Below are 23,878 nucleotides of genomic sequence, written 5' to 3'. Positions count from 1 at the left end.
GGGCCCGGCCGCCTGCTGTCTGGAAGGGAACCTCGGTGACCGTCACCACCACCGCGCCCCTGGCCGAGGCGCCGTACCCACTGGCGCTGCGCGAGGTCCGCAGCCTGGTCGACCTGACCGCCGACCTGCTCGTCCAGGCCGACTCGATCGAGTCCTGGGCCGACGACCGGCGCGAACTCATCATCGGCGCGCACCAACGCGGCCTGACCGTCGCCGAGTACGAGGACGCCATCGAACGGGCGATCGCCTACTACGAGTCCGGCCAGTACGCCCAAGACCTGTGGGAGGAGCAGGGCGACCTGTACGGGCTGCCGCACGCCGACCAGATCGAGCCCGGCACCTCGATCTACCACCCGCTGTGGTGCGAGGGCGACCCCGACGTGCTCGACATCGTCGCCGTCAGCCCGCCCGACAGCGACGGCATGGTCGTCCTCCACGCCACCGACTGCGACGTCCGCGTCGCCGGCGACTGGCCGGTCGAGCCGGTCGCCACCTCGCACAACACCTGACCATCAGCACGGGCGGCCCACAGCCTCCAGCAGTCGGGCCGCCCGCTGCCCCCCTTGAAAGGAGCACCACCATCATGCCCAGAGCGTCAACCACGACCGGCGACGCCCAGAAGGTGTTCGTCGACCGGCTGGTCTACGTCGCCGACTACTGGCTCGAACCCGTCCCCGACGACACGCCCGACCTCGAACCGGTACCGGCCCGCCTCAACGGGGCCGTCGTCGGTCTCTGGCTCGTCCTCGCAGGGCAGATCGGCCCCGACCCCCGCTACCGGCTGTCGCCCAAGGGCCTGCCCGACATCGACCTCGTCGACCAGCACCTGCTCGACCACTGGCACGACCCGGCCACCGACGACCCCCACGTACGCGGGCTCATCGACGCCGTCCGCGCCATCCTCCACCGAGCCGAGGCCGCCGACGGCGACCCCCGCCAGGCGATGGGGGACCTGCTGGTCGGGCTGTGCCGGCTGATCGAGGACGACTACGACCTCGTCCCGCAGCCGGCCGGCGACACCATCACCCCCGGCCTCACCGCGGCGATCACCACCGCCTGGCGCTAGCCGACACCCCGTCAAGCGCGGGCGGCCCACCGCCCTGACAGCAACCGGGCCGCCCGCCACTCCCTGAAGGAGCAGCACCATCATGACCGACTCCACCACACCGCCTCGGATCTGGGGCGGCTGGACACCGCGCAACCGGTCCTGGACCCTCCAACCCGACAGCACCCCGCCGGGCATTCCGGCCGACGGAACGTCCGGCCCGTGGCGGCAGGACGGCCGCCCGATGCACGGCGTCTACACCCGGCCGGCCGCCGCCCCGCTCGTCAACCAGGTCGACCAGGTCGCGGTCATCAACGGCCGGCGGTGCCGCGCCTGGCGCGGCCCGGCCACCCTGGCCAACTGGAGCCACCCGCTCGTCTCCGCCTGGCACCCGATCATCGGCCAGGGCCACGGCCGCACCGGCCGGCGCACCTGGCACGACCCCGACGCCTGGCTGCGTGACGCGGTCCTGGCCGGCCGCAAGCCCGGCTGCTACCTCGAGTACGACGACGACCAGGCCCGCGCCACCACCGTCCTCATCGCCCACAACAGCCTGTCGCTGGGCGTGTACCGGCCGGCCGCCGGCCCGCTGTACCTGGGCAGCACCTGCGGCCTGGCCGACCTGTACGGCGCCGACCGGCTGACCGACCTGGTCGGCCGCTACTACGACGTGCTGCCCGCCGACCTGTGGCACACCCACGTCCTGCCGATCGGTGACCACCTCGATACCCGGCCGATCGACGTGCTGCCCGTGTTCGACGAGCTGCCGCTGGCGGTCCGTGGCCTGGTCCTGGGCTACCCGCCGGTGGCCACCGCCGGCTGGCTGCTCCACCAGACCCACCCCTGGGTCGAACTGGGCAGCAAGCCCGTCCGCGGCTGGCGTGCCCCGGCCGCCACCGGGTCTCTGGTGGCGGGAGGTAGCCGTGCCTGACCCCGGAGAGCCGTTCATCAACACCCGCAACAGCCGCCCGTCCGGCGCCCGGCCGGACATCACGATCCGCCAGGTCCAGATCCCGCACGGCGGCGACCGGGCCGTCACCGTGCGACTGATGCTCACCCAGGCCACCTGGTCCTGCCCCTGCGGCGAGGCCGGCGAGGCGCCGAGCGTTGACGCCCTGGTCGCCGCCGGCACCCACGCGGTCCGCTGCCCTTCCAGGGCCGCCGACACCCTCGCCGGCGAGATCGCCACCGCCCGCACCGAGATGGCCCGCGTCGACCCGAAGGCCGCCGGCTACCTCCAGGTCGCCGGCATCATGCTCGGTCTGGGCACCGCCGTGCTCACCGGCGCCGGCGTCACCACCAGCCTGTCGACCGCCGTGCAGATCTCGGCCGGGCTGACCGGCGCCACGGTGCTGGCCGCGATCACCCTGCTGCTGCTGGCCGGCCAGCCCCGACTCGGCGGCGGGTACGGCTTCGTCGCCTACGCCAGCGCGGACAACCCCGGCCAACTCCTCGCCGCTTTCACCGACGGTGATGGCGACGTCGGGCCGGCCAGCCCGATCGGCCGGGCCCGGGAACTGTGGTGGCTGTCCCGGGCCATCCACGGCAAGTTCCGCGCCATCGGCTGGGCGGGCAGGCTGCTGCTCGCTGGCTTCGCCGGTGCCCTGACCACCGCCGTCATCGCGGCCGGCGGGTGGTGACCATGCTCCCCGCACACCGGACGACCGGCCTGGACGACGACTACGAGTACCGGCTCGACATCGTCGTCGACCCGGCCGAGGACTCCCCGGCCACCGCCGTCGGCTTCAACTCCGACACCCTCCGCGAGGCGATCGAACGGGCCCGGCAGATCCTCCACGACCACGCCGGCCCAGACGATCGGTACGGCGAACTCTGGGCCCGCACCGGCCCGACCCGGATCACCTGGCTCGACACCATCCACCTCGGCCAGTAAGAGACCGGCCCTCCAACAAGCGGCCCTGCCCCGAAACCGGGGCAGGGCCGCTGTCGCGCTGGAGGAGCACGGCCTACCACCTGCCCGTTTCAGCCACCGCCGAAAAAGCACTAGACGCACCATAAATCCCAAAGGACATCTAAACGGGCACCAAGGCCGTTCAGGTGGGTAACCTCGCCCGCGACCGCGCGGGAGGGAGGGACACATGGCGCACTATGTACGCAATGAGCATGATTGGGCCTGAGCTGCGGATATACCTGGTATCGAATATCTGAATGATGCTCATGGTGACGGTATCCTGACGCCACGCAGCCGCCGGATGGGGGGTTGCTGACCGGGCGTGGGGGTGCGATGACGAGGGCCGACCGGTGGCTGATGCCGCTGGTCGGCCTCGTCGTTTCGGCAGGCGTCGCGACGGTGGCCTGGGCAGTATCGGCGGCGTCGTGGTCGCCGGCGGCGGGCCTGCACCTGGTGGTCGTCGCGGCGCTGGTCGCGGTGGCTTCCGGCTGTTCGGTGGCCGTGACCCGTCGACAACAGGCGTTGTCAGCGACGTCGGCCGCTGTCCTGGTGGCGGTGGCGTTGCTGCCGGCACCGTGGGTGGTCCTGACGACCGCGGCCGGCGTGATGGTGGCGAAGGTGCTGCGCCAACGCCAGCCACACAAGATCGCGTTCAACGTGAGCAAGGACGTCCTGGGCGCGGCGGCCGGCGCCGCCGTGGCGTGCGGGCTGGGCTGGCGGCCGGACCTGGACGCGGTCGATGTCGCGCCGGAGGTGTGGCCGCGGCTGCTGGTCGCCCTGGTCGCCGCGGCCGCCGTCTACGCCGTGACCGAAGAGGCGCTGGTCGCGCCGGTGGTCGCGCTGGCCACCGGCCGGCGGTGGTGGCAGGTCGCGGCCGCCGACGCCGACCTGCGGACCGGGCTGCGGCTGGTCGACCTGGTCCTCGCGGTCGTGGCGGTGGCCCTGGTCGCCGTCGACGGCCGACTACTGGCCGCGTTACCGCCGTCGGTGCTGGCCGTCCACAGTGCCTACGGCTGGCGGATCCGGGACCGGGCGGCGTGGGAGCGGCTGTCCGCCGCGATCGCCGAGCTGGGCGACGTCGACGTCGACCGAGTCGCCGCGGCCGGCGCCGTCCACGCGTCCCGCCTGTTCGGTTGCGACGCTGAGGTCGACTACCCGACGCCGGCCGGCCGCCGGCACGCCTACGCGGCCGCCGGCGAACTCTCCCAGCGGGGACCGGCGTCAGCGCCGGCGTTGGAGGGCACCGTGCTGCGCCTGGCCGGGCTCGACGGCCCGGCCTGGCTACGACTGGGCGGCGGGCTGGCCGGTCCGGACCGGCGGCGGCTCGCCGCCTTCGGGCAGGCCCTAGCCGCCGCGCTGGCCACCGCCGGCCGGGCCCGGCACCTCACCCGCCTGGCCTACACCGACCCGCTGACCGGGCTGGCGAACCGCCGCGCCCTACTCGACCTGCTCGACGACGACACCCGGCGCGGCCAGCTCGCCCTGGGCCTGGTCGACCTGGACGGGTTCAAGGCCGTCAACGACACCCACGGCCACGACATCGGCGACCTCGTCATCACCGCCTGCGCCCACCGGCTACGCACCGCCGTCCCCGACGCCGCGCAGGTCGCCCGGCTCGGCGGCGACGAGTTCGCCGTCCTCGTCGACGCCGGCGCCGACGTCGACGAGTGCGCCGCGCTGCTGCTCGCTGCGTTGACCGCACCGCTGGCCGTCGACGACGTCGACATCGCGGTCGGGGCCAGCATCGGCTGGGCCACCGGCCGCACACACACCACCGCGAGCGAGCTGCTGCGCGCCGCCGACACCGCGATGTACCAGGCCAAACGCTCTGGTAGCGGCGTCGCCTACGCCCCCGGCGCCCTGCCCGACGTGGCTGTCGCCGACGCCGCCGGCGAACAGCGGGTCACCGGTCCACAGCCATCCGCGTGGCGGGGCTGCGCGATCACCGGCCGAGGTGAGACGATCACCGGCACGTGATCACGACACGCGCGGATCCCGCCGCCCGGCCCTCGGTGCCGGAACGCCAGCGGCCCGCCTCCTACCGCGCCGTGTCGGTCTCGCCGGCGATCTCGTCACCACGTTGATCGCCACCGGCCCCGGGCCGGCGAGACAGGAGCACCATGAACACCCTGATCATGTACAACACGACCATCGGCGTGATCGCCGGCTTGGCGTTGATGCTCGTGCCGCGCTTCTGGGCGCTGGTTACCGGCGCCAAGGCACCGCTGCTGCTCATGCCTCGCAACTCGATGTCGCGCTCGGGCTGGGTCGCCGCGCTCGGCGCATTGGCCCTCGTGCTCTACCCCCTGGCGCTGATCAGCGCCATCGTCCACCCACTGCACAGCGAGAAGTCCTGGATCGACACCCTCTTCTCGGAGCCGTCGCTGATCCTCGCGGCGGTCCTGGTCTCAGCGACCTGGTGGCTCGCCCGCGCCGGCCGGCCCGTCGCCGGCGAGGACGACGTCGTCGACACCAACCGGATGCGCGCCGCGCTCGTCCCGACGACCTGGATCATCTGGTGGCTCGGCGTCGTCCTGGTCTTCTGCGCCGCCGCGATCGTGCGGTTCGAGGCGGTCGGCGGCGCCCCCGAAGCCGAGCCGATCACAGGCCGGTTCGGGCAGTGGCCCGCCCTGGAGAACCTGTTCTTCGGGATCGGCCTGTACGGGCTCGCCGCGCTCGGCTGCCTCGCCTTCCCGTCCGCCGTACGTGGCCGTGCGGTCGCCTGGCAGATCATGTACTGGTCCTGGACCCTCGCCGGCCTCGGATTCGCGATCTTCTCCGCGCTGAACTTCTACACCCACACGGGCCTGTTGATCAACTTCCACGAACTGGGCAACGACCCCGGGTTCGACATCTACCGTTGGTGACCAGGGGAAACACTCGGGGGATATGAGCAGGGGCGGCGCCGGTCCGGCGCCGCCCCTGCCGCGTCGAGTCCCGCCCCTCCGACAGGACCCGACTCCTACGGCCGCACCCCGTACGCCACCAGCGCACCCCAGGCGTCGGCCCACCACCAGCAGCCCCGACCGGCCACCGGACGGTCACACGCCGGGCATCGGCCGTCGACCCGGGTATGCGCGGCGAGCTGCCGCCGTGCGACCAGCACCAGTCCCTCACGCACCGCGGTCCCTCTCCCTGCAAACGTCAACGCGCCGCCCCGGACGAGGTCACGAGACGGCGCGGCCGGCATGGCCCGGGCCATCTCGCCGGCGGGCTGACCACGGGCCATGCCAGGAGCCCACAAGATTCTCAGCCGCCAAGCTGGGAATCCGCGGCGGTCACCGCACGGACTCAGGGGCGAACTTATGACACATAGTGCTATAGGTCAACGACCCAACGCGAGCAGGTCATGACACCATGTGCTTGAAGTTGCGCCACGGCGCGTGATCGAATCAGCCCAGCCGCCAAGCTGGGAGTAACCGCACAATGATCACGCCGCTGTACATGCGGATCGTCGACGACATCCACGCCCGGATCGCCTCCGGCGACCTCAAACCGGGCGACCAACTGCCGTCCAGTGCCGAACTGCAACGGCAGTACAAGGTCAGCAGCACCGTCGTCCGCTCAGCGATGCTCACGCTGCGCGGAGAGGGCCTCATCGAAGGGCACCAGGGCAAGGGCACCTACATCCGCAAGCCCGCCGAATAACCGATCGCCCACGAAGCCGGAGCCCTCCACGCGTGCGCGCGTGGAGGGCTCCGGAAAATCCCGAAACTGGTCAGGCGGCGTCGCGTTTGACGGCGGTGTCGATCGCCCGGTGCAGGACGTCGAGCCGGATCGTGACCGTCTCGCTGCCGGCCGCGGCCGCCAGGCCCGCCTCCACGTACTCGCGGACCAGGACGCTGGGCCTGATGCCGCGGCGCTCCGCCTCGGCGAACAGCCGCTCGGTCAGGTCGCGGGACATGCGGGTCGAGTGGACCACGCTGCCGCGCGACTCGTTGGTCTCCACCTCGGCACCGGACCAGTCCCGGCTGTCCAGTGCCTCGTCGAACGTGCTCATGACTGGTCCCCTTCCATCATCTTGGCGATCGCGGCGATCTCGTCGGCGTCGAGCTGGCGGGCACCGGTGACCGTGTACCGGTCGTCACCGCCCCGCTCGATCAGCGCCACCACGATCCATGTGCCGGCCCGGTCGCGGCCGGCGATCTGCATCGCCGCGCCGATGTGCCGGCGCACCCGTGGGCTGCCGTGCAGGACGTCGAGCACCGACAACGGGCGGATCCCCGCCGCGTCCAACCGCTCGTAGGTCAAGTCCTCGAACTCGTACGTCTCCTCAGGCACACACCGAGTGTATGACAGATGTAAACGCAGATCAGGCGAGGTCGACGGCGAACCGGGCGTGGTCGACCAGGACATCGACGTCGACCTCGGCGCCGTGCCGGGTCAGCCGCGCCCGGCCGGCCGCGGCGAGGTCGGCCAGCGCGGCCCGGACCGCGTCGACCGGCAGCCCGACGTCGGCGGCCAGCCTCGTCAGGGTGGTCGAGACCGACCCGTCGCCGGCCGCCGCCATCACCGCCTCGGCCGCCGGGTCGACCACCGGCCGGACGGGTGACGGAACCGGTGGCGCCGGCTCCAGCTCGGCGGTCACGCCGGCAAGCGCGGCCCGGATCCGGTCGCGGTCCCAGGCCGGGATCCGGCCGTCGTGCAGCTGCGCGGCCAGCTCGGTCAGCAGCGACTCCCACCGCGCCGTCGACGTCGGCACCCGGGCCTGGACGACCCGCTCGACCACCCGCTCGGCCGGCTGCAGCCGGACCCGGCCGGCGTCGACGTCGACGTCCAGACGCCGCCGCGCGGTACGCACCTCGTACGCCCGCTGCCGGCACGACCGGTCGCAGTAGGTCCGTTTCCGGCCCCGGTCGGGCTGCGTGATCGCGCGCCCGCACCACCCGCACGGCGACTCCACCAGCCGCTCGCTGACCCCGGTCATCGGCCCACCGTGGGCAACCGGCTGCCATGGGCGCGGCGTGCCTGGCGAAGCACCTGACCGGCGTACGAGCGTGAGGCCCCGGTCCGTGCGACAAGAAGGGCTCTCAGCTGCCCCGATGCCAGCGGCACTCCCTCGTGCAGCAGCTCGGTCAACGCCCTCTGGAGCCTGACCCTCACCGACGTTGGGGGAGGTCCTGACGGTGCCGGCAACCACGCCGCCAAGATGGCGTTGTCGGGGTAGACCGCTCGTTGGCTCATCGGTGGCGGACTCTGCCTTGGTACCGCTGGCACGGTCGAAGCGGTAGTCGGCCGTGGTGTTCTGCCCGCCGCGGCCAAGGCGACGGCAACCCGGCGCCCGATCACAGCGGGATCGTCCTGACTGTGCACGTCGATGGTCGTCCCACCGCCCGACGGCAGGCCGTGCTCCCTGATCCGGAGCACGAGGTATCCCGCAGCCTCCAGTTGTGCGGTCAACCGACGGTCACGCTCGACGTTGTATCGGTGCCCGGACTCGTCGTACTCCACAACGATCCGACGCTCGCTGTCGACCAGGTCGCGCAGTCCGCGCACCGGCGGTGCCGGCGCGGGATGCCCGTCGTAACGCAGTCCCGTCGCCGCCGCGACGGCGACAAGAACCTCCACCTCGCGTTCGCCGCGGGTGGCGAAGCACGCGGGGCAGCCCCGACCGCGGGTACGGTCCGACACCGCCTGCCTCCACGTATGGCCCTGCTGGCACCGCCACAACACCTTCCGCCCCGATCTCGCCGACAAGGCGAACGGATCCAGACCGGCGTTCAGGTCGTGGGCCCACTCGACCATTAGCCACGCCGACGCATCTGGCAGGCGGGGCGACGGCCGTCGACCGCCAGCACAGGTGGGACACCCACGACCGCGAAGCGCACGAACGTCAACCCGGGCATCCCACACATGACCAACCAGACACCGCCACCACACCCGCACCACAGATCCGCACCTGACCGCCGCCGGATCGAGGTCCCCGTTGAGATCAGCAGCCCACTCCTGGAGAAGATCCGGGCGACCAACGCTCAACACCGGATGGCGAGTCCGTGGGCATCGCCCACACCGCCCAGGAGCGGCGGTCTTACTCGACACCATCGCCTGCCAGACATGTCCCGCAGAGCACCGCCACCACACCCGCGTCCGAGACCGGAGCGGCACAGCGGCCGGATCGACATCGCCGTTCAGGTCGTACGCCCACATCGACAACAGCTCGGGGACGCTCGCCACCGACACCATCGCCCGCTTACCCGTACGGCTCCGGCTCACCAGCACCACAGGTCGTTGAACGGAACTCACGACCGCCAGCATGCCTCTCAACCGGCCACCGCAGACAAGTGGTCGGGCGGCACTCAGTCCGCCAACAGCGGCGGGTTGCTTAGCAACCGCATATCTTGCTCCGCTTGACGGCCGAAACGTCAGTGACGCACGTACTGCAGGTACGCCTAGTGCTTCCCCGGGAGCTTTCCCCGATGCTTCCCCGGAGGCTTCCGAATCTCCGGCCGGCCGGTCGACGTGCGGCAGCACGTCAGACCGCTGGCAACGCCCCGGCAACACCGGTCGACAACTTCTTCGTCGCGACGCCGGCCGCCTCGAAGCTCACGCCCATACCGCGTGCCCCGCCCTGGCGGCCCGACCGCCCGGTCGATCCTGTTGCGCCTACGCTCTGGCACGTGGGCGGTGCATTCGACTCGGAGATGGCGGCGGCCGGCGTGCGGAGGCTGGCCGCGGTGCGCGACGTCGACCTGGTCGACCAGGTCCGCGCGGCGGCCGCCGCGGTGGTCGAGCTGGCCGGCGCGTGGCGGCGTACCGGGCGGCCGTTGGGTGACGCGGACGGTGACGTGCTCGGCCTGGTCGACGACGTCGCCGGCGTGCTCGCTGGGCTGCCGGACGACGTCGACCTGGACGTCGTCGTCGCTGCGGTGACGCCGCTGCTGGGCCGCTGGTGGCCGCGCCACTGCGCGTCCGCCAACGCGTTGGCGGACGCGATCGAAGACCTCCGCCGGGCGGCGTTGCACCGGCCGTCGCTGGCCCGGCACGCCCGCCGTCTGGTCGCGGCCGGGCTGGTGTAGGCGCACCGGTGGCAAGCCGGTCCCGGCCCGCAGGCGCCCCGCGCCGAGGACCGGGAGCGGTGCGGCAGCCGGGCGCCCCGGCCACCCCCGTCGGCCGCCTCGCCGGCGCCCGTTCCTGGCCCGCCGACCGCGCCCGGTCGGCCGCGCTCCTGTAACAGGAGCCATAACTTGATCACACCGTGGCGGGTTGCATCGAGTACGCACTCGCCGCTACCCGCCCGGCCACAGGTGTCGGCGCTGCCCGCCTGACTGCCGGCCGCTTTCATCAAACGAAGGATCCTTTCGTTTGATGAAAGCCCAAAGGGGACAACAGGCTATCGACGTGTCGAAAACATTCGATTACCTTCAGTGATGCGGTGTCGCCACACCCCCGCCCACGAGTGGCGGCACGCCGTACCGGTGGGCCCGGCCGGAGTGCTCACGGGAGGTTGTCCGGTCGGGTTCCGCCGGTCCGTGACCACGCCCCGGTCGAGCCGTCTCACGTCTTGAACCTCAACGAGGGTCATCCGTGAGCGTCGATCAGGTGTCGTACGGTCACAGCCATGGAGGGTGGCGACGGGGCGACTCCGGCCCGGCGCCGGTGTCCGCACGGCCGTGACAGCCGTGACTGCGTGTTCTGCGCGAGCGCCGCTCGGGACTGGCCGTGCGGCAACGGCTGCACCGATCCCGCCGACCACGATCCCCGTTACCGGTACACCCGGTGCACGGTGTTTCCGCCGCGCCGCCCGACCGGCCCAGACGGGCGCTGCGCCGACGACTGTCAGTCCACCGAGGCGGCCCTACGTCTGGCTAATCCCGGGTTGCCCTTCGACCCGCCAGACGACGCCGAGAGGTGCTGCTACCACTGCGGCAAGCCGATCTGACCACGGCTCAACCGGGAGCCGTCCAGGGCTTCAGCCACCCGCCCGCAACGGCCGCCCCGGCCGCTAACTACTAGTTACGCTTTAACTTGCTCCGACCATCGTGTCGTCAGCCGAAGAAGCGTGCAGCCTGTTGACGGATCTTGTCCAGGCGCTTCGAGACGGCGCTGTGGTTGCGGTACCCCATGATGTCCGCGACCTCGGTCAGCTTGGTCACGCCGCTGCTGAGCAGGACGACTACCGTACGGTCGCGCTCGTCGAGCAGCGCCAGGAAGTCGCCGCACAGCATTCGACCGACGACCTCCGTCTCCGGCCCGTGCACCGGGATGGTGTCGGTCAGCTCGACGAACCGGACTTTCACCTTCGAGCGCTTGCTGTACAGCTTGCGCTCGAAATCCTCGCGGGCACCGGTCCACCGGGACGAAAAGTCGTCCTCGCAGCGGTGCGAACGCACAGCGTCGAGGATGCCGCGCAGCCGGCCATCAGCGTCAGCGGCATCGACCGTCCAGCGCACGACATCCGCAGCTTCCTCTTCGCCCCGCCACACGTCTCCCCCCATACGGGGATTCGCCGCCACGGCTCCCTCCAGCACGGAACCGTCCTGCAGGTGCACGGCGCCGGGGGTGATGCCCTTGTCCACCTCCGGGAAGTCCCGCAGGATGTCCTGGATCACCTCGGTAACCGGTGGGATCCAGAAGTCGAGATTGTGCGCGAGCAGCCGGATCGGATCGTCCTTCGTAAACCCGCTGATCGGGGACTTGTATTGCGGCATGAGGTGTCGCCATACGGCGCCGGCCCAGGCCCGCGACAGCCGGGTCTCGAAGTCAGCCGGAAGGTACGCGTCGATGTCGGTCAACTGGACCGAGAACGGCCAGTCCCCGCAACGCAACAACGGAAAGCCGTGTCGCTGTAGGGCGGACTTCGGGAGCAGGTGGAACAGCGGGGCGTACTCGTAGTACCTCGAACGGGTACGCGGGACGAAGACCACGTTCAGGTCGCCGCGGTCGGCCACCTTGTACAGGGGCGCCGGAAGGGATTCCTCGTCGAAGAAGCGTCGGCGGAACTGCGCGGACTCCCACAAGCTGTTCCACTGCGACACCGCAACAGTCGACCTCGGATCCTCCAAGCGGACGGGTAGCGGGACGGTCACGTACTCCGGCGGTGCGGGATCCTGTGCCCGGACCACGGCGCGGTACATGAACCCGGTGGAGATGTTCGTCAGCCGCGGGTACTCGTCGGGCGACGCGTCCTCGTGAGTCGGGTCCAGCAGTTCGTCAAGCGGATCGTCGAAGTCGGTGCTCATGATCTCATCCGTCATGGTGGTGTTGGCCGCTGTCATGCCCTCCTCACGACGAGCCGCCGTCGTTTCGTTCCCTGACGTCGCATCGATTTTCCACATCGTCTCCGCACCTCCCCGACCGACGCCGCATCCGGGTCGGCAACAGGCCGCCTCAGCCGCTAACTACTAGTTGTGCTTTAGCTTGCTCCCGCCTGGTGGCCCTTTTCGGCAGCGGCCCGCAGCCCGTCGACGAGCGGGTCCGCGGCGGGCGTCTGGTCGCCGGCGACGGCGCGCAGCTCGTCGACGAGGGCATCGAGCGTGGGCACCTGGTCGTGGCGCTCGTACGGCACCGGTTCGCCGCCGCCGCAGTACGTGCAGGACTCCTCCGGTGGCCACTCCCCCGGCGCCGGTCGGCGGGTCACGATCCGGCAGACGTCGCACACCAGCAGGTGCTCCTGGTCGTGCTCGCCGGCGAGCTGTTCGACGCTGGTCGCCCGCCGGGCCCGCCACGACAGCCGCGCGTACGTCGCGGCGACGCCGGCGTCCCGGTCGGCGTGGTAGCCGTCCAGTAGATCGGCCTGGAGCTGGGCGCGGGTCCGACCGAGCGGGGTGCCGAGCAGGTCGACTTCGATGCGCGACAACAACTGGTGTCGCAGCAGCCTGGTGGCGGCCGCGCACAGCCGGGGCTCGTCGCCGCGGGCGTCGACGGCGGCCAGCAGCACGTCGACCTGGCGGGCCCACTCCCGGGCGTGCCGGTCGGTCAGCAGCCGCCGCAACCGGTCGCCGGCGACGTCGTCGCGGTCGGTCCACCAGGCGAGCAGGATCTCGGCGAGTTCGGGCTCGTCGACGAGCCGGCCTGGGTCGGAGCCGGCGAGGTACTCGAGCATCGTGGCGGCGGCCGGCGCCGCCAGGAGCCGGCCGACCTCGCCCGTGTCGACGGCGCGCAGCTCGTCGACGAGCCGTCCCCGTTCGGCGGCGGCGTCGGCTTCGGCCAGCCAGTGCCGGGCGCGGGCCTGCGCCTCGATCCGCTCGGCCAGCAGTTCGGGCAGCGACACCAGCGCCGCCTCCTCCTGGGGCAGCATCCACACGACGTCGTCGCCTGTGGCCGTGTCCGGGTCGCGGACCAGGCCGCAGGCGGCGACGACGAGGGCCTCGGCGGCCGCGATGTCCCGGCCGGCCTGACCGCCGTACACCACGTTCCCCCGACGGCTCTCGGCGAGCATCTTCCCGGCGGCCGCGACGAACGTGGCGGCCCTGCTCGCGGTGGTGGTCAGCAGCAGCAGCGGCGGGCAGTGCGGCCACACACCGTCCCACGCCCGATCGGTGGCGTACGCCAGATACCGGCCGACCTTCTCCTTCAGCAACACCTGGGTCATGCTGGCGAGGTCGACCTCGATGAACACCGCGGCGGTGCCGACCACGCCGGCGTGGTCGACGTCGACCAGGGCGACCGCGTCCGGCGTGATCCGACGCCGCCGGCTGCCGTAGCCGTGGCGGGCCTCCCACTCCTGCCAGCCGGCCCGGTCCACCCACCAGTCCCGCAGCACCAGCCCGGCCGCCGGCCCCTCGTCTCGCAGCGCCAACCAGACCTGCGCGATCGCCGCCTGATGCGCGACGAACATGCCGGACGGCGCCCGGCCCTGCCCGACCGCCGTACCGGCGATCAGGCGGGCACCGGTCGGCTTCAGCCACCAGTGCCGCGGCGCCGACCCCGACTCCCGGCCCGGCCGCACCGCGTCGACCAGCCCGGCCTCCCGCAGCCGCTCCAACCGGTACCGGACCGTCCGCACCGGGGCGCCGGTCGCCCGGGCCAACTGGTCGGTGGTCATCACCCTGTGCGTGTCCAACAGGACCAGCAGGTCGTGCGACGGGCCGCCCGAGGTACGCAGCCGGTCCACGAACGACCTGGAGCTCCTGCCCGCCACCGGCTCTCGACCTCCCACAGCACCCCTATGGCGCCACCACCGGTGACACAGACTGTGTCAGTCGCCTGACGGCGGACAGGTCGGACAGTGGCCCTGTACTGGGCTAATACGCTGTCACGGGTTGCCGATCGGGTCCACACCAATCGGCAACCCAACACCGCGACGGCGACACCCGACAGCGATCTGTCAGCAGCGGACCGCGTCTGTCAGTGCGAGGCGCCGGAAGCGGCCGCCTCGTTGTCAGCGGATCGATCGCGAGGCTGTCAGCAGGCGTGGGCTTCGGGCCGACCGGGTGGCGGCTCATGCGAGATGCGCGCCGGACCGCAACCGGCTACCTCAGTGGTTCGCCTGCTGAGCGTCCCATCGCTCGATCACGGCCCGCAGGTCGCGGGCCACGTCGCGGTTCAGCCCGGGGCGCCGGCTGGTGTGGCGCAGGTACTCCTCGGCCCCCTGGAGCAGGCCGGACCACGGGCTCGACATCACCATGGCGACGTGCGTGCCGTGGGCCTGAATGTGGTTCCAGGAGTCGTGGCAGTTGCCCGCAGGATGGCGGACCGATGGCCGGTGGCCGTCCACGAAGGCGTCGCCGGATGTGCGACAGGTCCAGTAGTAGTCGTCACTGACGGTGCAGTGACCGCAGGCCAGGGTGCCGACCATCCGTGGGTACCGGCGCTGCCATTCCTCGTCGAGCAGGTAGGCGTCCGAGGACAGCGGGACGGGCTTGCCGCACAGGCAGCACGCGATCCGGAAGTTGGGGCGGCGCATCGGTTCTCCTTCGCTCGATGGGCGTCGGGTAAGGGTCGCAGGCCCCGGGCTCGGCGGCGCCCAAGTGCTCGTTGACGGGCCGACGTGTGAACCCACAAGACGTGTGAACATTCGGGACAGGCACGCCACGGCGCCTTGACGATCGGGTCCACACCAAACGGCAACACAACAGGCCGGGCCGGACGCAGATCGGCCCGGAAACCCTCACGGTTCCGGGCCGACGCACTTCTCCGATCGGCGGGGTGCGAGCTGTCAGCGGCGTACCTGTTGCTAGTCCTCCTGCGGTCCGAAGATCTCGTCTACGAACTTCTCCGAAGGAAGGTCGGACAAGGCCCGGACGCGAATCTGGCGGCCGTCGAGCACGCGAATCCGCATCTTCAGCTCGAACATGTGCGTCATCCGCTGGAGGATGGCGAGCGGGTCGACATCGTGGACAAGGAACTCCGTTACCTCGATCTCGGCATCATCATCGAGCTTGCCCTCCTCCCACACGTCGCGAGGTGTGGCGACCACCCGCAGTTCGTACCCATGCTCACCGCCGCCGATGCTGAACCCGACCAGTTGCCACTGGTCACTGTCGAGCCCGACCGTCTGCGCAAGCCCCTCCCACGGAACCGTCAAACGCTCGTCTAGCTGCGCCGTGCCCTTCCAGTCGGGGTAGGTCACGCTCGCCTCGCCCCAGACTTCTCCGTCCACGCCTTCTCCGTTCTCGATGTATCTGGCGTTGCGGTCGACCAGCACTGGCCGCTGGGCAGGGTTCGCCTTCGCTCGTCGGACGGCGGACCGTACCTGCCAGTGCAAGATCAGAAGCTTGAAGACGGCGATCTTCGCACGACGATGCCCCGCCGGTTGCGGTGGACCCGGCAGGGCATCGTCGCGGACAGGGTGTTACGCCGCTGGCGGGAGCCCGTAGCCGCTTGCGATGAGCATGAACGCTGCAGTGACGACCGGCTTGCCGGCCTCCATGAAGTAGTTCACGGCGCGGCTGATCCCGGCGGTCATGCGGCCGGGGTTGGGTTGCGGCTGCTGGACTTCCTGCTGAACTGCTTCGAGTTCGGCCCGCGCGGACGCCCTGGCCTCGTCGGTCAACTGCAGCTTGTCGAGCCCGTCGAGCAGGGTCTGCACGAGCTTGGCGATGCCGTCCTGGTCGACGCCGACGGTGGTGTTCTGGGTGAAGCCCTCGCTGGCCACCGCCATCGCGCCGCCGTTGTTGGTGATCGGCCCGAAGTTGAAGGTGTTGGTGTTTCTCCGGCCCTGGCTGCCCTGCTGGTACGCCGTCACGTTTCCTCCGTACTGCTCGACGCAGTCCTCGCCCTTGCTGGTCAGTTCCGTTCGAAGCGGGCCGCGCATACCGGAGCTGCGGGTGCCCTTGATGAATTCCTGCTCGTGCAGGTAGCCGGCCGCCCGGTCGATGTCGTCCTCGGTCAGCCGCTCTCCGAGGTACATCGACTCTTCGCTCTGCAGGACGTGCGTCGTGATGGGGTAGTGCGCGCCTGCGGCCTTCTGCTGGTAGAGCCAGCGCAGCAGCCCGGTCCGCGCTGCCGCCGCCCGCTTGACCGGGTCGGCCAGGTCGCGCCGGTACCGTTCGACCACGTCGCGGCCGGCAAGGGTGAGGATGGCGGCCGGCGCGTCGTGTGACGACAGGTTCCGAACCAAGTTGCGGTCAGCGCACAGCTTGACCAGCTCGTACGCGTGATCCTCGTCCCCTCGGTACGCGCTCACGTCGACGGCCTCGCCAGCCCGGGTCGGCTGGTCGGCGATGAACGCCAGGAACCTGGGAATTTCCGATTCCAGATCCAATGTACTGCTCCATCTTGTCGGGGCTCGACGGACCGAGCCCACGTGGTCGGGAAACCGTAGCGGGCGCGGCCGCCTAACGTCTCGGAAACAGGACGCGCCTCTGGGCCGGCCGGAGCTGGGGCGTTCCACCGGCCGGACGGCCTCGGGTACTCGACCCTGTTCCCTACCTCCGAATGCGATTCGCCAGCGGATCGGACAGGGTCCTGTGCTGGATCAGCACCTGGCCATGCTTGCCGTTCGAGTCTGCGGCGATCGGCAGCCCAACGAGAGTCGGTACGGCTGTCCGAGACGGCAGATCGGCCCGGAGCCGTACGGCTCCGGGCCGATCTGCCGTGGCACGGTTGCCGAAGATCGCGGCCAAGGTTGCCCGACTCGAGTCCGCCGCCCCTTGCTAGGCGGTCGGTAGGCCACCGGCGCGGGCAATCTGCATGAGCAGTGCGGTGACGACCGGCTGGCCGGCGTCCATGACGTACTGCACGGCTCGACCGAGCCCGGTGTTGACGCGGGCCTCCTCGGGGTCGGTCTGTTCGAGTTCCTGCGCCACCGCTTCGAGTTCGGTCCGAGCCTCGGTCCGGGCCGCGTCGGTCATCCGAAGGGTGTCCAGGCTGTCGAGCATGGTCTGCACGAGTTGGGCCAGCGTGGTCGGGTCGATGCCGACGTTCTGCGTGAACCCGCTGCTGCCGACCGCGAGAGCGCCGCCGTGGTTGTTGATCGTGCCGATGTTGTTGACCGTCGCTGCACGCCGCTGGTCCCGCTGGTACGCCACCACGTCTCCATCATTGCGCTCGACGCACTCCTGGCCCTGGGCAGTCAGCCGGGCCCGTACCGGCCCCCGGGTCTCACCGGTCGTCGTCCCTTCGATGAGGCCCTTCTCGTACAGGTAACCGGCGGCCCGGTCGATCTCGGTCTCGGTGAGACGTTCGCCGAGGTACAGCGACTCATCGTCGCGCAGGATGTCGCTCGTGACGGGGTACTCCACCCCTTCGAGATCCTGCCGGTAGAGCCAGAGCAGCAGGCTGGTACGCGCGGCCGGAATCCGCCACCGGGGATCTTTCAGCCGCTGCCGGTACTGGGCGGCGAGCCGCCGGCCGGGAGGCAGGATCCTGGCGATGCAGCGGCCGAACGTCAATACGACTTCCACCAGGCCGTAGGCTTCGCTCTCCTTGACCAGGTCGAAGCCAATTTCGCGTCCCCGAAACCCCTCGACATCGATGAATTCGCGGTTCCCCGGCGTACGCTCCTCCAGCCACGCCATGAACGCGCCGAGTTCGGTTTCTCTGTCCAAAGTCCTTGCCCATCTCCCCATCGGGCTCGATGGACCGAGCCCCCCGTAGCAGCACCGTAACTGGCCCGTCCGACACCACTGTCCACCAGACCTCCGGGCTCCACCGGAACCGATTCACCCCCAACACACGCATCGACCGCAGTCGTCATCCGGCCGTCAGGTATCCGGCGAGTGTGTAGGCCGGGGCACGGTCGAGTCGGGCGCCGCCGTGGTCGTAGCGGCGGGTGGTGCGGGCGTCGGCGTGACCGAGCTGGTCCTGGATGTCCTCCAGGCGGGCGCCGGCGTCGCGGGCGAGGGTGGCGCAGGTGTGCCGCAGCACGTGCGGGCTCATCACAACGGGGATCTCGGCGGTCTTGGCCAGCCGGCGCAGCAGCCGCCAGACGGCGCCGCGGTCCAGGCGTCGGCCGCTGTCGGTGACGACCAGCGGCCGACGTACCCGGGCGCCGGCACCACCGACGGGCACCGGTAGCCGGTCGCCGGCCAGGTCCGCCCGGCCCGCGAGGTAGGCGTCGAGACGGCGGGTGACCGGCGGCGGCAGCACGACCAGGTGCGGGTCGTCGCCCTTGGCGACGAACCGGAGCACCCGGTGACCGCGGTCTTGGCCGAGCTGGTCGACGTCGGCGCCGACCAACTCGCTGACACGGATACCGGTGTACAGCAGCAGCGCGACGATCGCGGCGGTCCGGGCCGCCTGCGGGCCGGTGTCGGCGTCGGCAGCGGCCTGCAGCGCCATCGCCTGCTCACGGGACAGGCCGGAGGTGGTGGTGCGGTGCGGGTTGACCCGGGGCTTGCGTTTGGGGTCGATCGCGGCCGGGTTGGCCCGGTCGGACAACTCTTCGGCGATCATCCAGGCGTAGAACGCGGACACGGCCGCCAGGCGGCGGGCCCGGGTGGCGGTCGCCGCCCCGGCGGCCTCCTGGGCTCGTAGCCAGGCGTGGGTGTGCAGGCGGCGGGCCTCGGTCAGCGGGTCGACGCCGGCATCGGCGAGGAACGTCAGCCAGTGCTGCAGGTCGCCGGCATACGCGGCGCGGGTGTTCGCCGCCCGGTAGCCGATCAGCCATTCGGCCAGCAGCCGCTGCAGCTCGCCGCCAGCGGTCGTAGTCGTCGCCGGGTCCGGCGACGGCGGTACGGCGGGCAGCAGCTCGCCGGTGAGAGCGCCTGTCATCGGGCACCGTCCGTGGTGGCTGGCGGGGGCAGCTCGACATCGAGGTAGAGGCTGACGCCGTCGCCGGAACGGCGGGCCCGAGGTCGGCTCTCCCTGGTGATGGTCAGGACCTGGCCGATGGCGACGGCGGCCGCGTCGAGCTGGTCGGCGTCGGCCGCGACGATCCTTATCTTGATCGTCACCGCTGGGCCGCCTTCGGCGGGGACGCCGGCGCCGTCATCGCGCACAGCAGGTCGTACGCGGTCTCGCAGTCGCCGCGGGCCCGGTGGCCGCCGCCGAGCGGGAGCCAGCGGCGGACGAGCTGCCAGTCGGAGCGGCGGCCCATCAGGCACGCCCACACACCGGAGTCGCCGAGGTGGGCCGGGTCCAGGCCGTCCCGGCTGGTGTGCCGGCAGATGACGGCGTGGTCGAACTCGGCGTTGTACGCCAGCACCGTCCGGCCGGCGGTGACCTCCAGCAGCCGGGGCAGAACCTCGGCCAAGGTCGGAGCATCGGCCAGTTCGGCGTCGGTGATGCCGTGCACCCAGCGGGCCTCCGGCTCGATCTCGCAGCCCGGAGCGACCAGGGTGTCCAGCAGCGTCTGGCCGGTGCAGGCGTCGACCACGGCGACCTCCACGAGGTAGCCGGCCAGGCCGGTGGTCTCGGTGTCCAGGATGACGGCGGCGCCGGGCTCGCGCATCGCCCGGGCCCAGCGGATCGCCGCGCCGGCGTCGGTGGCCACCGCGATCTCGTGCCGGTGCTCCTTGAGGTACGGGTGGGCGGCGATCGCCTTGCGGACCTCTTTCTCGGTCGGAGCGCCGTCGACGCGTTCCCAGTCGACCTCCCAGCGGCCGGCGCCGGGGTGGAACCAGGCCCACACCTCGATGCCGTACCGGTCGCCCAGCTCGGCCACCCACCGGCGGACCACGGCGGCCCGGTCGACCGGCCGGCGGGCCAGCTCCCGCAGCGGGGACGGGGCTCCGGGCTTGACCGCGTGCACGGCCTCCCAGTCGATCGCCGGGTGCTCGCGCAGCGCCTCCAGGTCACCGACCCGGTACAGGGGCACGCTCACCGACCGGTACCGGCTCACCTCCACCGAGGTGTGCTTGCGCGGGGCCAGCAGATCGCTGGCCACGAGGTACCGAAAGTCGGTCGTCCGCATCTCCAGGTGCTGCGCGGCCTGGTGGCTCATCAGCAACCGATCCTGGCGCACCTGCTCGACCAGGTCCTCGTCGCCGGCGAGCGCGTCTAGGTCGGCCTTGGCGTACCGGTCCTGCCGGCCCGGCCGCAGCCCGCGCTCCTTGACGACTCGCTCGAACTCGTCGCGCCGCCACCCGAGGTACGCCGGCGCATCCCACTTGCTCACGCTCGCGGCGATCCACGCCTGCCGCTCGGCCACCACCGCGCCGAGCTGGTCGACGTCGACCGCGTCCAAGGCCCGGCAGTCCCACAACGGCCACTCCTTGTACCAGCCGGCGACCGCCAACGCGCCGGCGTCGGCCAGAGCCTCCACGTCCCACTTCTCGACGTCCAGACCAGTACGGCTGGCCAGCCGCTCGGCGGCCCGGTGCCCGCCGATCGGGGCCTCGGTACCCACAACGGCCACGATCTCGTCGCGGCGGGCGGCGACCTGGTCGGCCAGGGCGACCGACCACCGGCCGCCGAGGTCGGCCGGCGGAATCAGCCCGGCCGCGGTGCCGGCATCCCACTGCCACTCGGCCAGCCCGGTGTGCCCCAGCACCTGGATCGGGCCGAGGTCGGTCGGCGCCGGCTTGGGCTTCGGTTCCTTCTTACGGCCACGAGCCTTCGGGACGGCGGCCGCCACGTCGTTCTCGCTCACCAGGTTCCGTCCATCCGTGGGTTGGGCGAGGGGCGGCGCATGGTGTGGCCGGACGGATCATCGACGACGGGGCGGAACCCGACCCGTCCCAAGGCCCGCACCAGCGCCGACTGCTTGGCTCCGTACTCACCGGTGGGGGTGCAGACCACGTCCAGGCCGCGGGCGTCGGCGGCATCCAGGATGGCCAGCAGCATCCGAGGGCCGTGCCAGCCGGCACGGGCATCGAGCGGGACCCGCAGGACCCCGATGGCCAGCGCGCCGTCGACGGTGATGTCCAGCGCCAGCAGCACCATCCCCGGCACAGAACGCTTCAGGTCCCCCACGAGCTGGTCGATCCAGTCGGACGCGATCCGGGCCTGGCTCACCGTTGATCCCCGCTCTGCTCGTCGACGGCCGGGGTCGGGTCGTGGCGCATCTGCCAGCCGGTAAGAGGGTCCGGTCCGTCGTGGACCAGGCGGTAGCCGGGGAACAGCCAGGTGGCCTGGGCCAGGCGCTGGCGAATGCTGCCGAGGAAGACCGTGCTCTGCCCGTCGCGGGGGCCGCCGACGAACTCGGCGGTGAAGTTGCGGTCCTCCACCGGCCGCTCGAACGTGCCGGTGTACACGTACACCCACCCATCGCCCGGCCGGTGTTCCAGCCGGTACCGCTCGATCACGTCCTCACGAGTGCTGTCGACGGTGGCCGGGGTCCAGTCCCAGCAGGCGCCGCTGTCGAGTTCCTCGCGCAACTCGTGCTCGGCATGGTCAAGCTCGTTGACGGTGCCATCGAGGGAGCCGCCCTCGTAGCGCACCGGCACGATGTTGAAGTCCTGGAAGGTCACAGCGTCTCTCTTCAGTGGTCGGTGGCAGGGGGCTACCAGCAGCGCAAGGCGTTGGCGGCGCGGTCGCCCAGCTCCCAGCGCAGCGCGTCGACGACCGGGCGGTACGGGTGGACAACCTGGTGCCGGATCAGCGGGTCGTGCCGGTCGAGCCGGGAGTAGACGCTGCCGGCCAGGAGCAGGGTGGCCATCTGGTCGGCGTCGGCGATCTGGGCCAGGGTGCGGTCGGTCAGCTCGGCCGCGACCAGGTCGAGCATCTCGGCGCGGGTCGCCGGCGTGACGTGGTCGGCGATCTGGCGCATGCCGGTGTCGTCCCCGTCGGCCTGGGCGGCCAGCAGCGCGCCCAACACGAGTTCGGCGTCGGTGTGCATCGGTCCTCCTTGGAGGTGTCTGGCCGGCCGTCAGGCTACGGCCGGGGTACGACTTTTTGTGCCTCCATAAGATCAGTTATGGAGGCATGAACTTGGCGAGGTGTTGCACGGTGGTTTCGGCCCCCGCTCCGGGCAGCAGGTGTTGAGCGTCGCCGGCAGTTCAGTGGGTTGCGACAGCTTCGTTCAGGAACGGATCGGCCGGGAACGCAGCCCCCATGACCCCGCTCCCGGCCACACTGGCGGCTGATGCTCAGGAGCTGCCGAACCGGGTCGAGCGGAAGGTCTCCTCATCGGTGGCGACATGGAGGCCGATCTCCGCCAGCCGGTCCAGGTCGGGCACCGCGATCCCGACCGGCTGGGCGCAGACAGTCAACTCGCCGGGCTCACAGTGCAGCGGGCTTTCGTCGTGGTTAAGCGTGGGCGAGGATCGCGAGGCCTTCGACCAACTCGCACCACGCCTGTCCGCCTGTCAGGTGCCGTCTCCTCTGGCCCTCACCGAGGTCACCGATGGTCTTTGACCTTGTCGACCGGCCAGCCGATGAACTCCGCGATCTCTTCATCGGTGGCGTGGCCGTTGACCCATTGTTCGATGGCCTCGCCGAGGCCCCCGGGCAATCCCGCGGTGTCCACGTCGAGCCACGGGATGTCGGTGCCTACGTGATCGATGTGGAGCCACTTCTCGTCCGGGTCGAGCCTTGCCACTGCGGCGTCGTAGCCCTCGTAGCCGCCGTCGCCTTTGGCGATCAGTTCGCCGCTGGGCCAGTCCCTGATCTCCCAGGTGTCGTGGCCGGTTTGTCCGCCGTCAACGAACCGGTGACCGAGGCGTTCGAGTTCATCGAGGTGCTCGTCGTACTTCGCGTTCCGGCGAGCGTTCTCCTCCAGGAGGCGAACGATGTGGTCTCGAACCACATCGGACTGAGCCCGGCCCGGCAGCTTGGCGGGCCTGCCGCCGGCCGCGGCCGCCGCCCTCGTGTAGTTCTCTCCGGTCTGCGCCATCTCGGCTCGGATGGCCCGGGTACGCCCACGGTTGCGCTTGCCCATGATGTCCTCCGACGGAGCCCCACGCCCTCCGCGAAAGAAGGTCTTCACGGAAGGACCCACGCTGCGTCATGGACGGCTTGTCCTCGGTCGCCACCGACGGCGTGGGCGCCTGCGGCTCGGAGTCGGGCGGGCGTGAGGCCGCCGTGTCCGTGAGTCTACGGCTGGCGGCCGGTCGACAACCGGATGGGCATCTGTCGGTCGGGGTTCTTACGACGACGCCGGTTCATGCGGCGGAGTCAACGCCGCCGGCGGCGCCGTGCGCAGCCTTGGAGAGGAAGCCTCCGTTCTGCTGACGTGGTCGCGGCCGCCGAACAGGTCGCCGAGGTGACGCGAGACAAGCGCGCGGCCCCGGACACCTCCAAGATCGCCTACACCCGCTGCAACGCGCTGATCTGGACGACGCTCGGACTGGCGCACCAGGACGGCACCGGCCCTGACGGTGAGGACCTGGCCGTGCCGGGCACGGTGGTCGAGACCTTGAACTGGTCGCGTCCGTTGACGGTCACCGGTGACGGCTTCTCGCCACCCGCAGCGTTGACGGTTGGTGGATTCCCCAGGTCGAACTTGACGTACTGGTGCAAAGTCCTGCGCCGAACGGTGGTCTGTCGCGCGTTAGCTGGCAGGGCCGGAATGCGGTGTGCCAAACTGGTCCCGGGAATTCGGACACCTACGCCATGCTCGCGTGGCGTATCATGCGTGTCCCCCAGTGAAGGAGAACGCCCCGCCCACGCCTGCCAGCTTGCAGGCGGGACGCCTCCCGTGGTGGCTCCGCTTAGGC

29 protein-coding genes are annotated in these 23,878 nt (G+C 71.0%); 9 read left to right on the top strand and 20 right to left on the bottom strand.

The window, feature by feature from the left end; translation table 11 throughout:
- Positions 1–35 precede the first annotated feature (35 nt).
- From AB0I42_RS32335 to AB0I42_RS32305, 7 genes are all read left to right on the top strand, one after another.
- Positions 36–509 carry a hypothetical protein gene (locus AB0I42_RS32335; protein ID WP_357543409.1) on the top strand — a complete coding sequence of 158 codons (474 nt, stop codon included), beginning with the start codon at positions 36–38 and terminating at the stop codon, positions 507–509.
- 74 nt (positions 510–583) lie between these two features.
- Positions 584–1,066, top strand: coding sequence for a hypothetical protein (locus AB0I42_RS32330; RefSeq protein ID WP_357543407.1), 483 nt, complete (start codon positions 584–586; stop codon positions 1,064–1,066).
- Positions 1,067–1,148: 82 nt separating this feature from the next.
- Positions 1,149–1,976 (top strand): hypothetical protein, encoded by an 828-nt coding sequence (locus AB0I42_RS32325; RefSeq protein WP_357543405.1) that lies wholly within the window; start codon positions 1,149–1,151, stop codon positions 1,974–1,976.
- Complete coding sequence (locus tag AB0I42_RS32320) at positions 1,969–2,685, top strand: hypothetical protein (RefSeq protein ID WP_357543403.1); 717 nt, start codon at positions 1,969–1,971, stop codon at positions 2,683–2,685. The genes AB0I42_RS32325 and AB0I42_RS32320 overlap by 8 nt, the downstream gene beginning before the upstream one ends.
- 2 nt (positions 2,686–2,687) lie before the next feature.
- Positions 2,688–2,939, top strand: coding sequence for a hypothetical protein (locus AB0I42_RS32315; RefSeq protein ID WP_357543401.1), 252 nt, complete (start codon positions 2,688–2,690; stop codon positions 2,937–2,939).
- A 351-nt stretch (positions 2,940–3,290) separates the two neighbouring features.
- The gene (locus AB0I42_RS32310; protein ID WP_357543399.1) at positions 3,291–4,934 is read left to right on the top strand and encodes a GGDEF domain-containing protein; all 1,644 of its coding nucleotides are present in this window, start codon (positions 3,291–3,293) and stop codon (positions 4,932–4,934) included.
- Positions 4,935–5,077: 143 nt separating this feature from the next.
- Positions 5,078–5,824: a DUF981 family protein gene (locus tag AB0I42_RS32305; protein ID WP_357543397.1), complete on the top strand. Its 747-nt coding sequence runs from the start codon at positions 5,078–5,080 to the stop codon at positions 5,822–5,824.
- Positions 5,825–5,919: 95 nt separating this feature from the next.
- Here AB0I42_RS32305 and AB0I42_RS32300 read toward each other — a convergent pair whose 3' ends face one another.
- Positions 5,920–6,078 (bottom strand): hypothetical protein, encoded by a 159-nt coding sequence (locus tag AB0I42_RS32300; protein ID WP_357543395.1) that lies wholly within the window; start codon positions 6,076–6,078, stop codon positions 5,920–5,922.
- Between the two features lie 305 nt (positions 6,079–6,383).
- Here AB0I42_RS32300 and AB0I42_RS32295 point away from each other — a divergent pair, with 305 nt between their 5' ends.
- A complete protein-coding gene (locus tag AB0I42_RS32295) occupies positions 6,384–6,605 on the top strand; it encodes a winged helix-turn-helix domain-containing protein (protein WP_357543393.1) in 222 nt (73 codons plus the stop codon).
- A 70-nt stretch (positions 6,606–6,675) separates the two neighbouring features.
- Here the strand turns inward: AB0I42_RS32295 and AB0I42_RS32290 are convergent, their stop codons facing one another.
- Genes AB0I42_RS32290 through AB0I42_RS32275 form a run of 4 tightly spaced genes read right to left on the bottom strand, consistent with a single transcriptional unit; the run spans position 6,676 to position 9,140 of the window.
- Positions 6,676–6,957: a hypothetical protein gene (locus AB0I42_RS32290; RefSeq protein WP_357543391.1), complete on the bottom strand. Its 282-nt coding sequence runs from the start codon at positions 6,955–6,957 to the stop codon at positions 6,676–6,678.
- Complete coding sequence (locus tag AB0I42_RS32285) at positions 6,954–7,238, bottom strand: hypothetical protein (protein WP_357543389.1); 285 nt, start codon at positions 7,236–7,238, stop codon at positions 6,954–6,956. The genes AB0I42_RS32290 and AB0I42_RS32285 overlap by 4 nt, the downstream gene beginning before the upstream one ends.
- Positions 7,239–7,269: 31 nt before the next feature.
- The gene (locus AB0I42_RS32280; protein ID WP_357543387.1) at positions 7,270–7,884 is read right to left on the bottom strand and encodes a hypothetical protein; all 615 of its coding nucleotides are present in this window, start codon (positions 7,882–7,884) and stop codon (positions 7,270–7,272) included.
- On the bottom strand, positions 7,881–9,140 hold the full coding sequence (locus AB0I42_RS32275; protein WP_357543462.1) for a zinc-ribbon domain-containing protein: 1,260 nt from the start codon (positions 9,138–9,140) through the stop codon (positions 7,881–7,883). Before AB0I42_RS32275 ends, AB0I42_RS32280 begins: the two co-directional genes overlap by 4 nt.
- 434 nt (positions 9,141–9,574) lie before the next feature.
- Between AB0I42_RS32275 and AB0I42_RS32270 the strand changes: the two genes are divergently transcribed.
- A complete protein-coding gene (locus AB0I42_RS32270; RefSeq protein WP_357543385.1) occupies positions 9,575–9,973 on the top strand; it encodes a hypothetical protein in 399 nt (132 codons plus the stop codon).
- Positions 9,974–10,942: 969 nt separating this feature from the next.
- On the opposite strand, the gene AB0I42_RS32265 is transcribed toward AB0I42_RS32270, so the two are convergent.
- The 15 genes from AB0I42_RS32265 to AB0I42_RS32195 form a co-directional block, all read right to left on the bottom strand.
- The gene (locus AB0I42_RS32265; RefSeq protein ID WP_357543383.1) at positions 10,943–12,232 is read right to left on the bottom strand and encodes a sigma-70 family RNA polymerase sigma factor; all 1,290 of its coding nucleotides are present in this window, start codon (positions 12,230–12,232) and stop codon (positions 10,943–10,945) included.
- A 77-nt stretch (positions 12,233–12,309) separates the two neighbouring features.
- Positions 12,310–14,037: a replication-relaxation family protein gene (locus tag AB0I42_RS32260; RefSeq protein ID WP_357543381.1), complete on the bottom strand. Its 1,728-nt coding sequence runs from the start codon at positions 14,035–14,037 to the stop codon at positions 12,310–12,312.
- 336 nt (positions 14,038–14,373) lie between these two features.
- Complete coding sequence (locus AB0I42_RS32255; RefSeq protein ID WP_357543379.1) at positions 14,374–14,802, bottom strand: hypothetical protein; 429 nt, start codon at positions 14,800–14,802, stop codon at positions 14,374–14,376.
- A gap of 270 nt (positions 14,803–15,072) precedes the next feature.
- Complete coding sequence (locus AB0I42_RS32250; protein ID WP_357543377.1) at positions 15,073–15,543, bottom strand: hypothetical protein; 471 nt, start codon at positions 15,541–15,543, stop codon at positions 15,073–15,075.
- Between the two features lie 147 nt (positions 15,544–15,690).
- A complete protein-coding gene (locus tag AB0I42_RS32245; RefSeq protein WP_357543376.1) occupies positions 15,691–16,602 on the bottom strand; it encodes a hypothetical protein in 912 nt (303 codons plus the stop codon).
- Positions 16,603–16,993: 391 nt separating this feature from the next.
- Positions 16,994–17,887: a hypothetical protein gene (locus tag AB0I42_RS32240; RefSeq protein WP_357543375.1), complete on the bottom strand. Its 894-nt coding sequence runs from the start codon at positions 17,885–17,887 to the stop codon at positions 16,994–16,996.
- Between the two features lie 145 nt (positions 17,888–18,032).
- Entirely contained in the window at positions 18,033–19,052 is a 1,020-nt protein-coding gene (locus tag AB0I42_RS32235) for a tyrosine-type recombinase/integrase (protein ID WP_357543374.1), read from the bottom strand.
- The gene (locus AB0I42_RS32230; RefSeq protein ID WP_357543372.1) at positions 19,049–19,234 is read right to left on the bottom strand and encodes a hypothetical protein; all 186 of its coding nucleotides are present in this window, start codon (positions 19,232–19,234) and stop codon (positions 19,049–19,051) included. Before AB0I42_RS32230 ends, AB0I42_RS32235 begins: the two co-directional genes overlap by 4 nt.
- A complete protein-coding gene (locus tag AB0I42_RS32225) occupies positions 19,231–20,871 on the bottom strand; it encodes an exonuclease domain-containing protein (RefSeq protein WP_357543370.1) in 1,641 nt (546 codons plus the stop codon). The genes AB0I42_RS32230 and AB0I42_RS32225 overlap by 4 nt, the downstream gene beginning before the upstream one ends.
- A complete protein-coding gene (locus AB0I42_RS32220) occupies positions 20,868–21,236 on the bottom strand; it encodes a hypothetical protein (RefSeq protein ID WP_357543367.1) in 369 nt (122 codons plus the stop codon). The genes AB0I42_RS32225 and AB0I42_RS32220 overlap by 4 nt, the downstream gene beginning before the upstream one ends.
- Positions 21,233–21,691 carry a hypothetical protein gene (locus AB0I42_RS32215; protein WP_357543365.1) on the bottom strand — a complete coding sequence of 153 codons (459 nt, stop codon included), beginning with the start codon at positions 21,689–21,691 and terminating at the stop codon, positions 21,233–21,235. Before AB0I42_RS32215 ends, AB0I42_RS32220 begins: the two co-directional genes overlap by 4 nt.
- A 32-nt stretch (positions 21,692–21,723) precedes the next feature.
- Entirely contained in the window at positions 21,724–22,059 is a 336-nt protein-coding gene (locus AB0I42_RS32210) for a hypothetical protein (protein WP_357543363.1), read from the bottom strand.
- 250 nt (positions 22,060–22,309) lie between these two features.
- Positions 22,310–22,432: a hypothetical protein gene (locus tag AB0I42_RS32205; RefSeq protein ID WP_357543361.1), complete on the bottom strand. Its 123-nt coding sequence runs from the start codon at positions 22,430–22,432 to the stop codon at positions 22,310–22,312.
- Positions 22,433–22,560: 128 nt separating this feature from the next.
- Positions 22,561–23,100 (bottom strand): hypothetical protein, encoded by a 540-nt coding sequence (locus AB0I42_RS32200; RefSeq protein ID WP_357543359.1) that lies wholly within the window; start codon positions 23,098–23,100, stop codon positions 22,561–22,563.
- 368 nt (positions 23,101–23,468) lie between these two features.
- Complete coding sequence (locus tag AB0I42_RS32195) at positions 23,469–23,606, bottom strand: hypothetical protein (RefSeq protein ID WP_357543357.1); 138 nt, start codon at positions 23,604–23,606, stop codon at positions 23,469–23,471.
- Between the last annotated feature and the right edge of the window lie 272 nt (positions 23,607–23,878).

This window comes from Polymorphospora sp. NPDC050346, assembly GCF_040655695.1.
Classification (GTDB): Bacteria; Actinomycetota; Actinomycetes; order Mycobacteriales; family Micromonosporaceae; genus Polymorphospora; species Polymorphospora lycopeni.
This window is presented reverse-complemented; position numbering and strand designations above follow the sequence as displayed.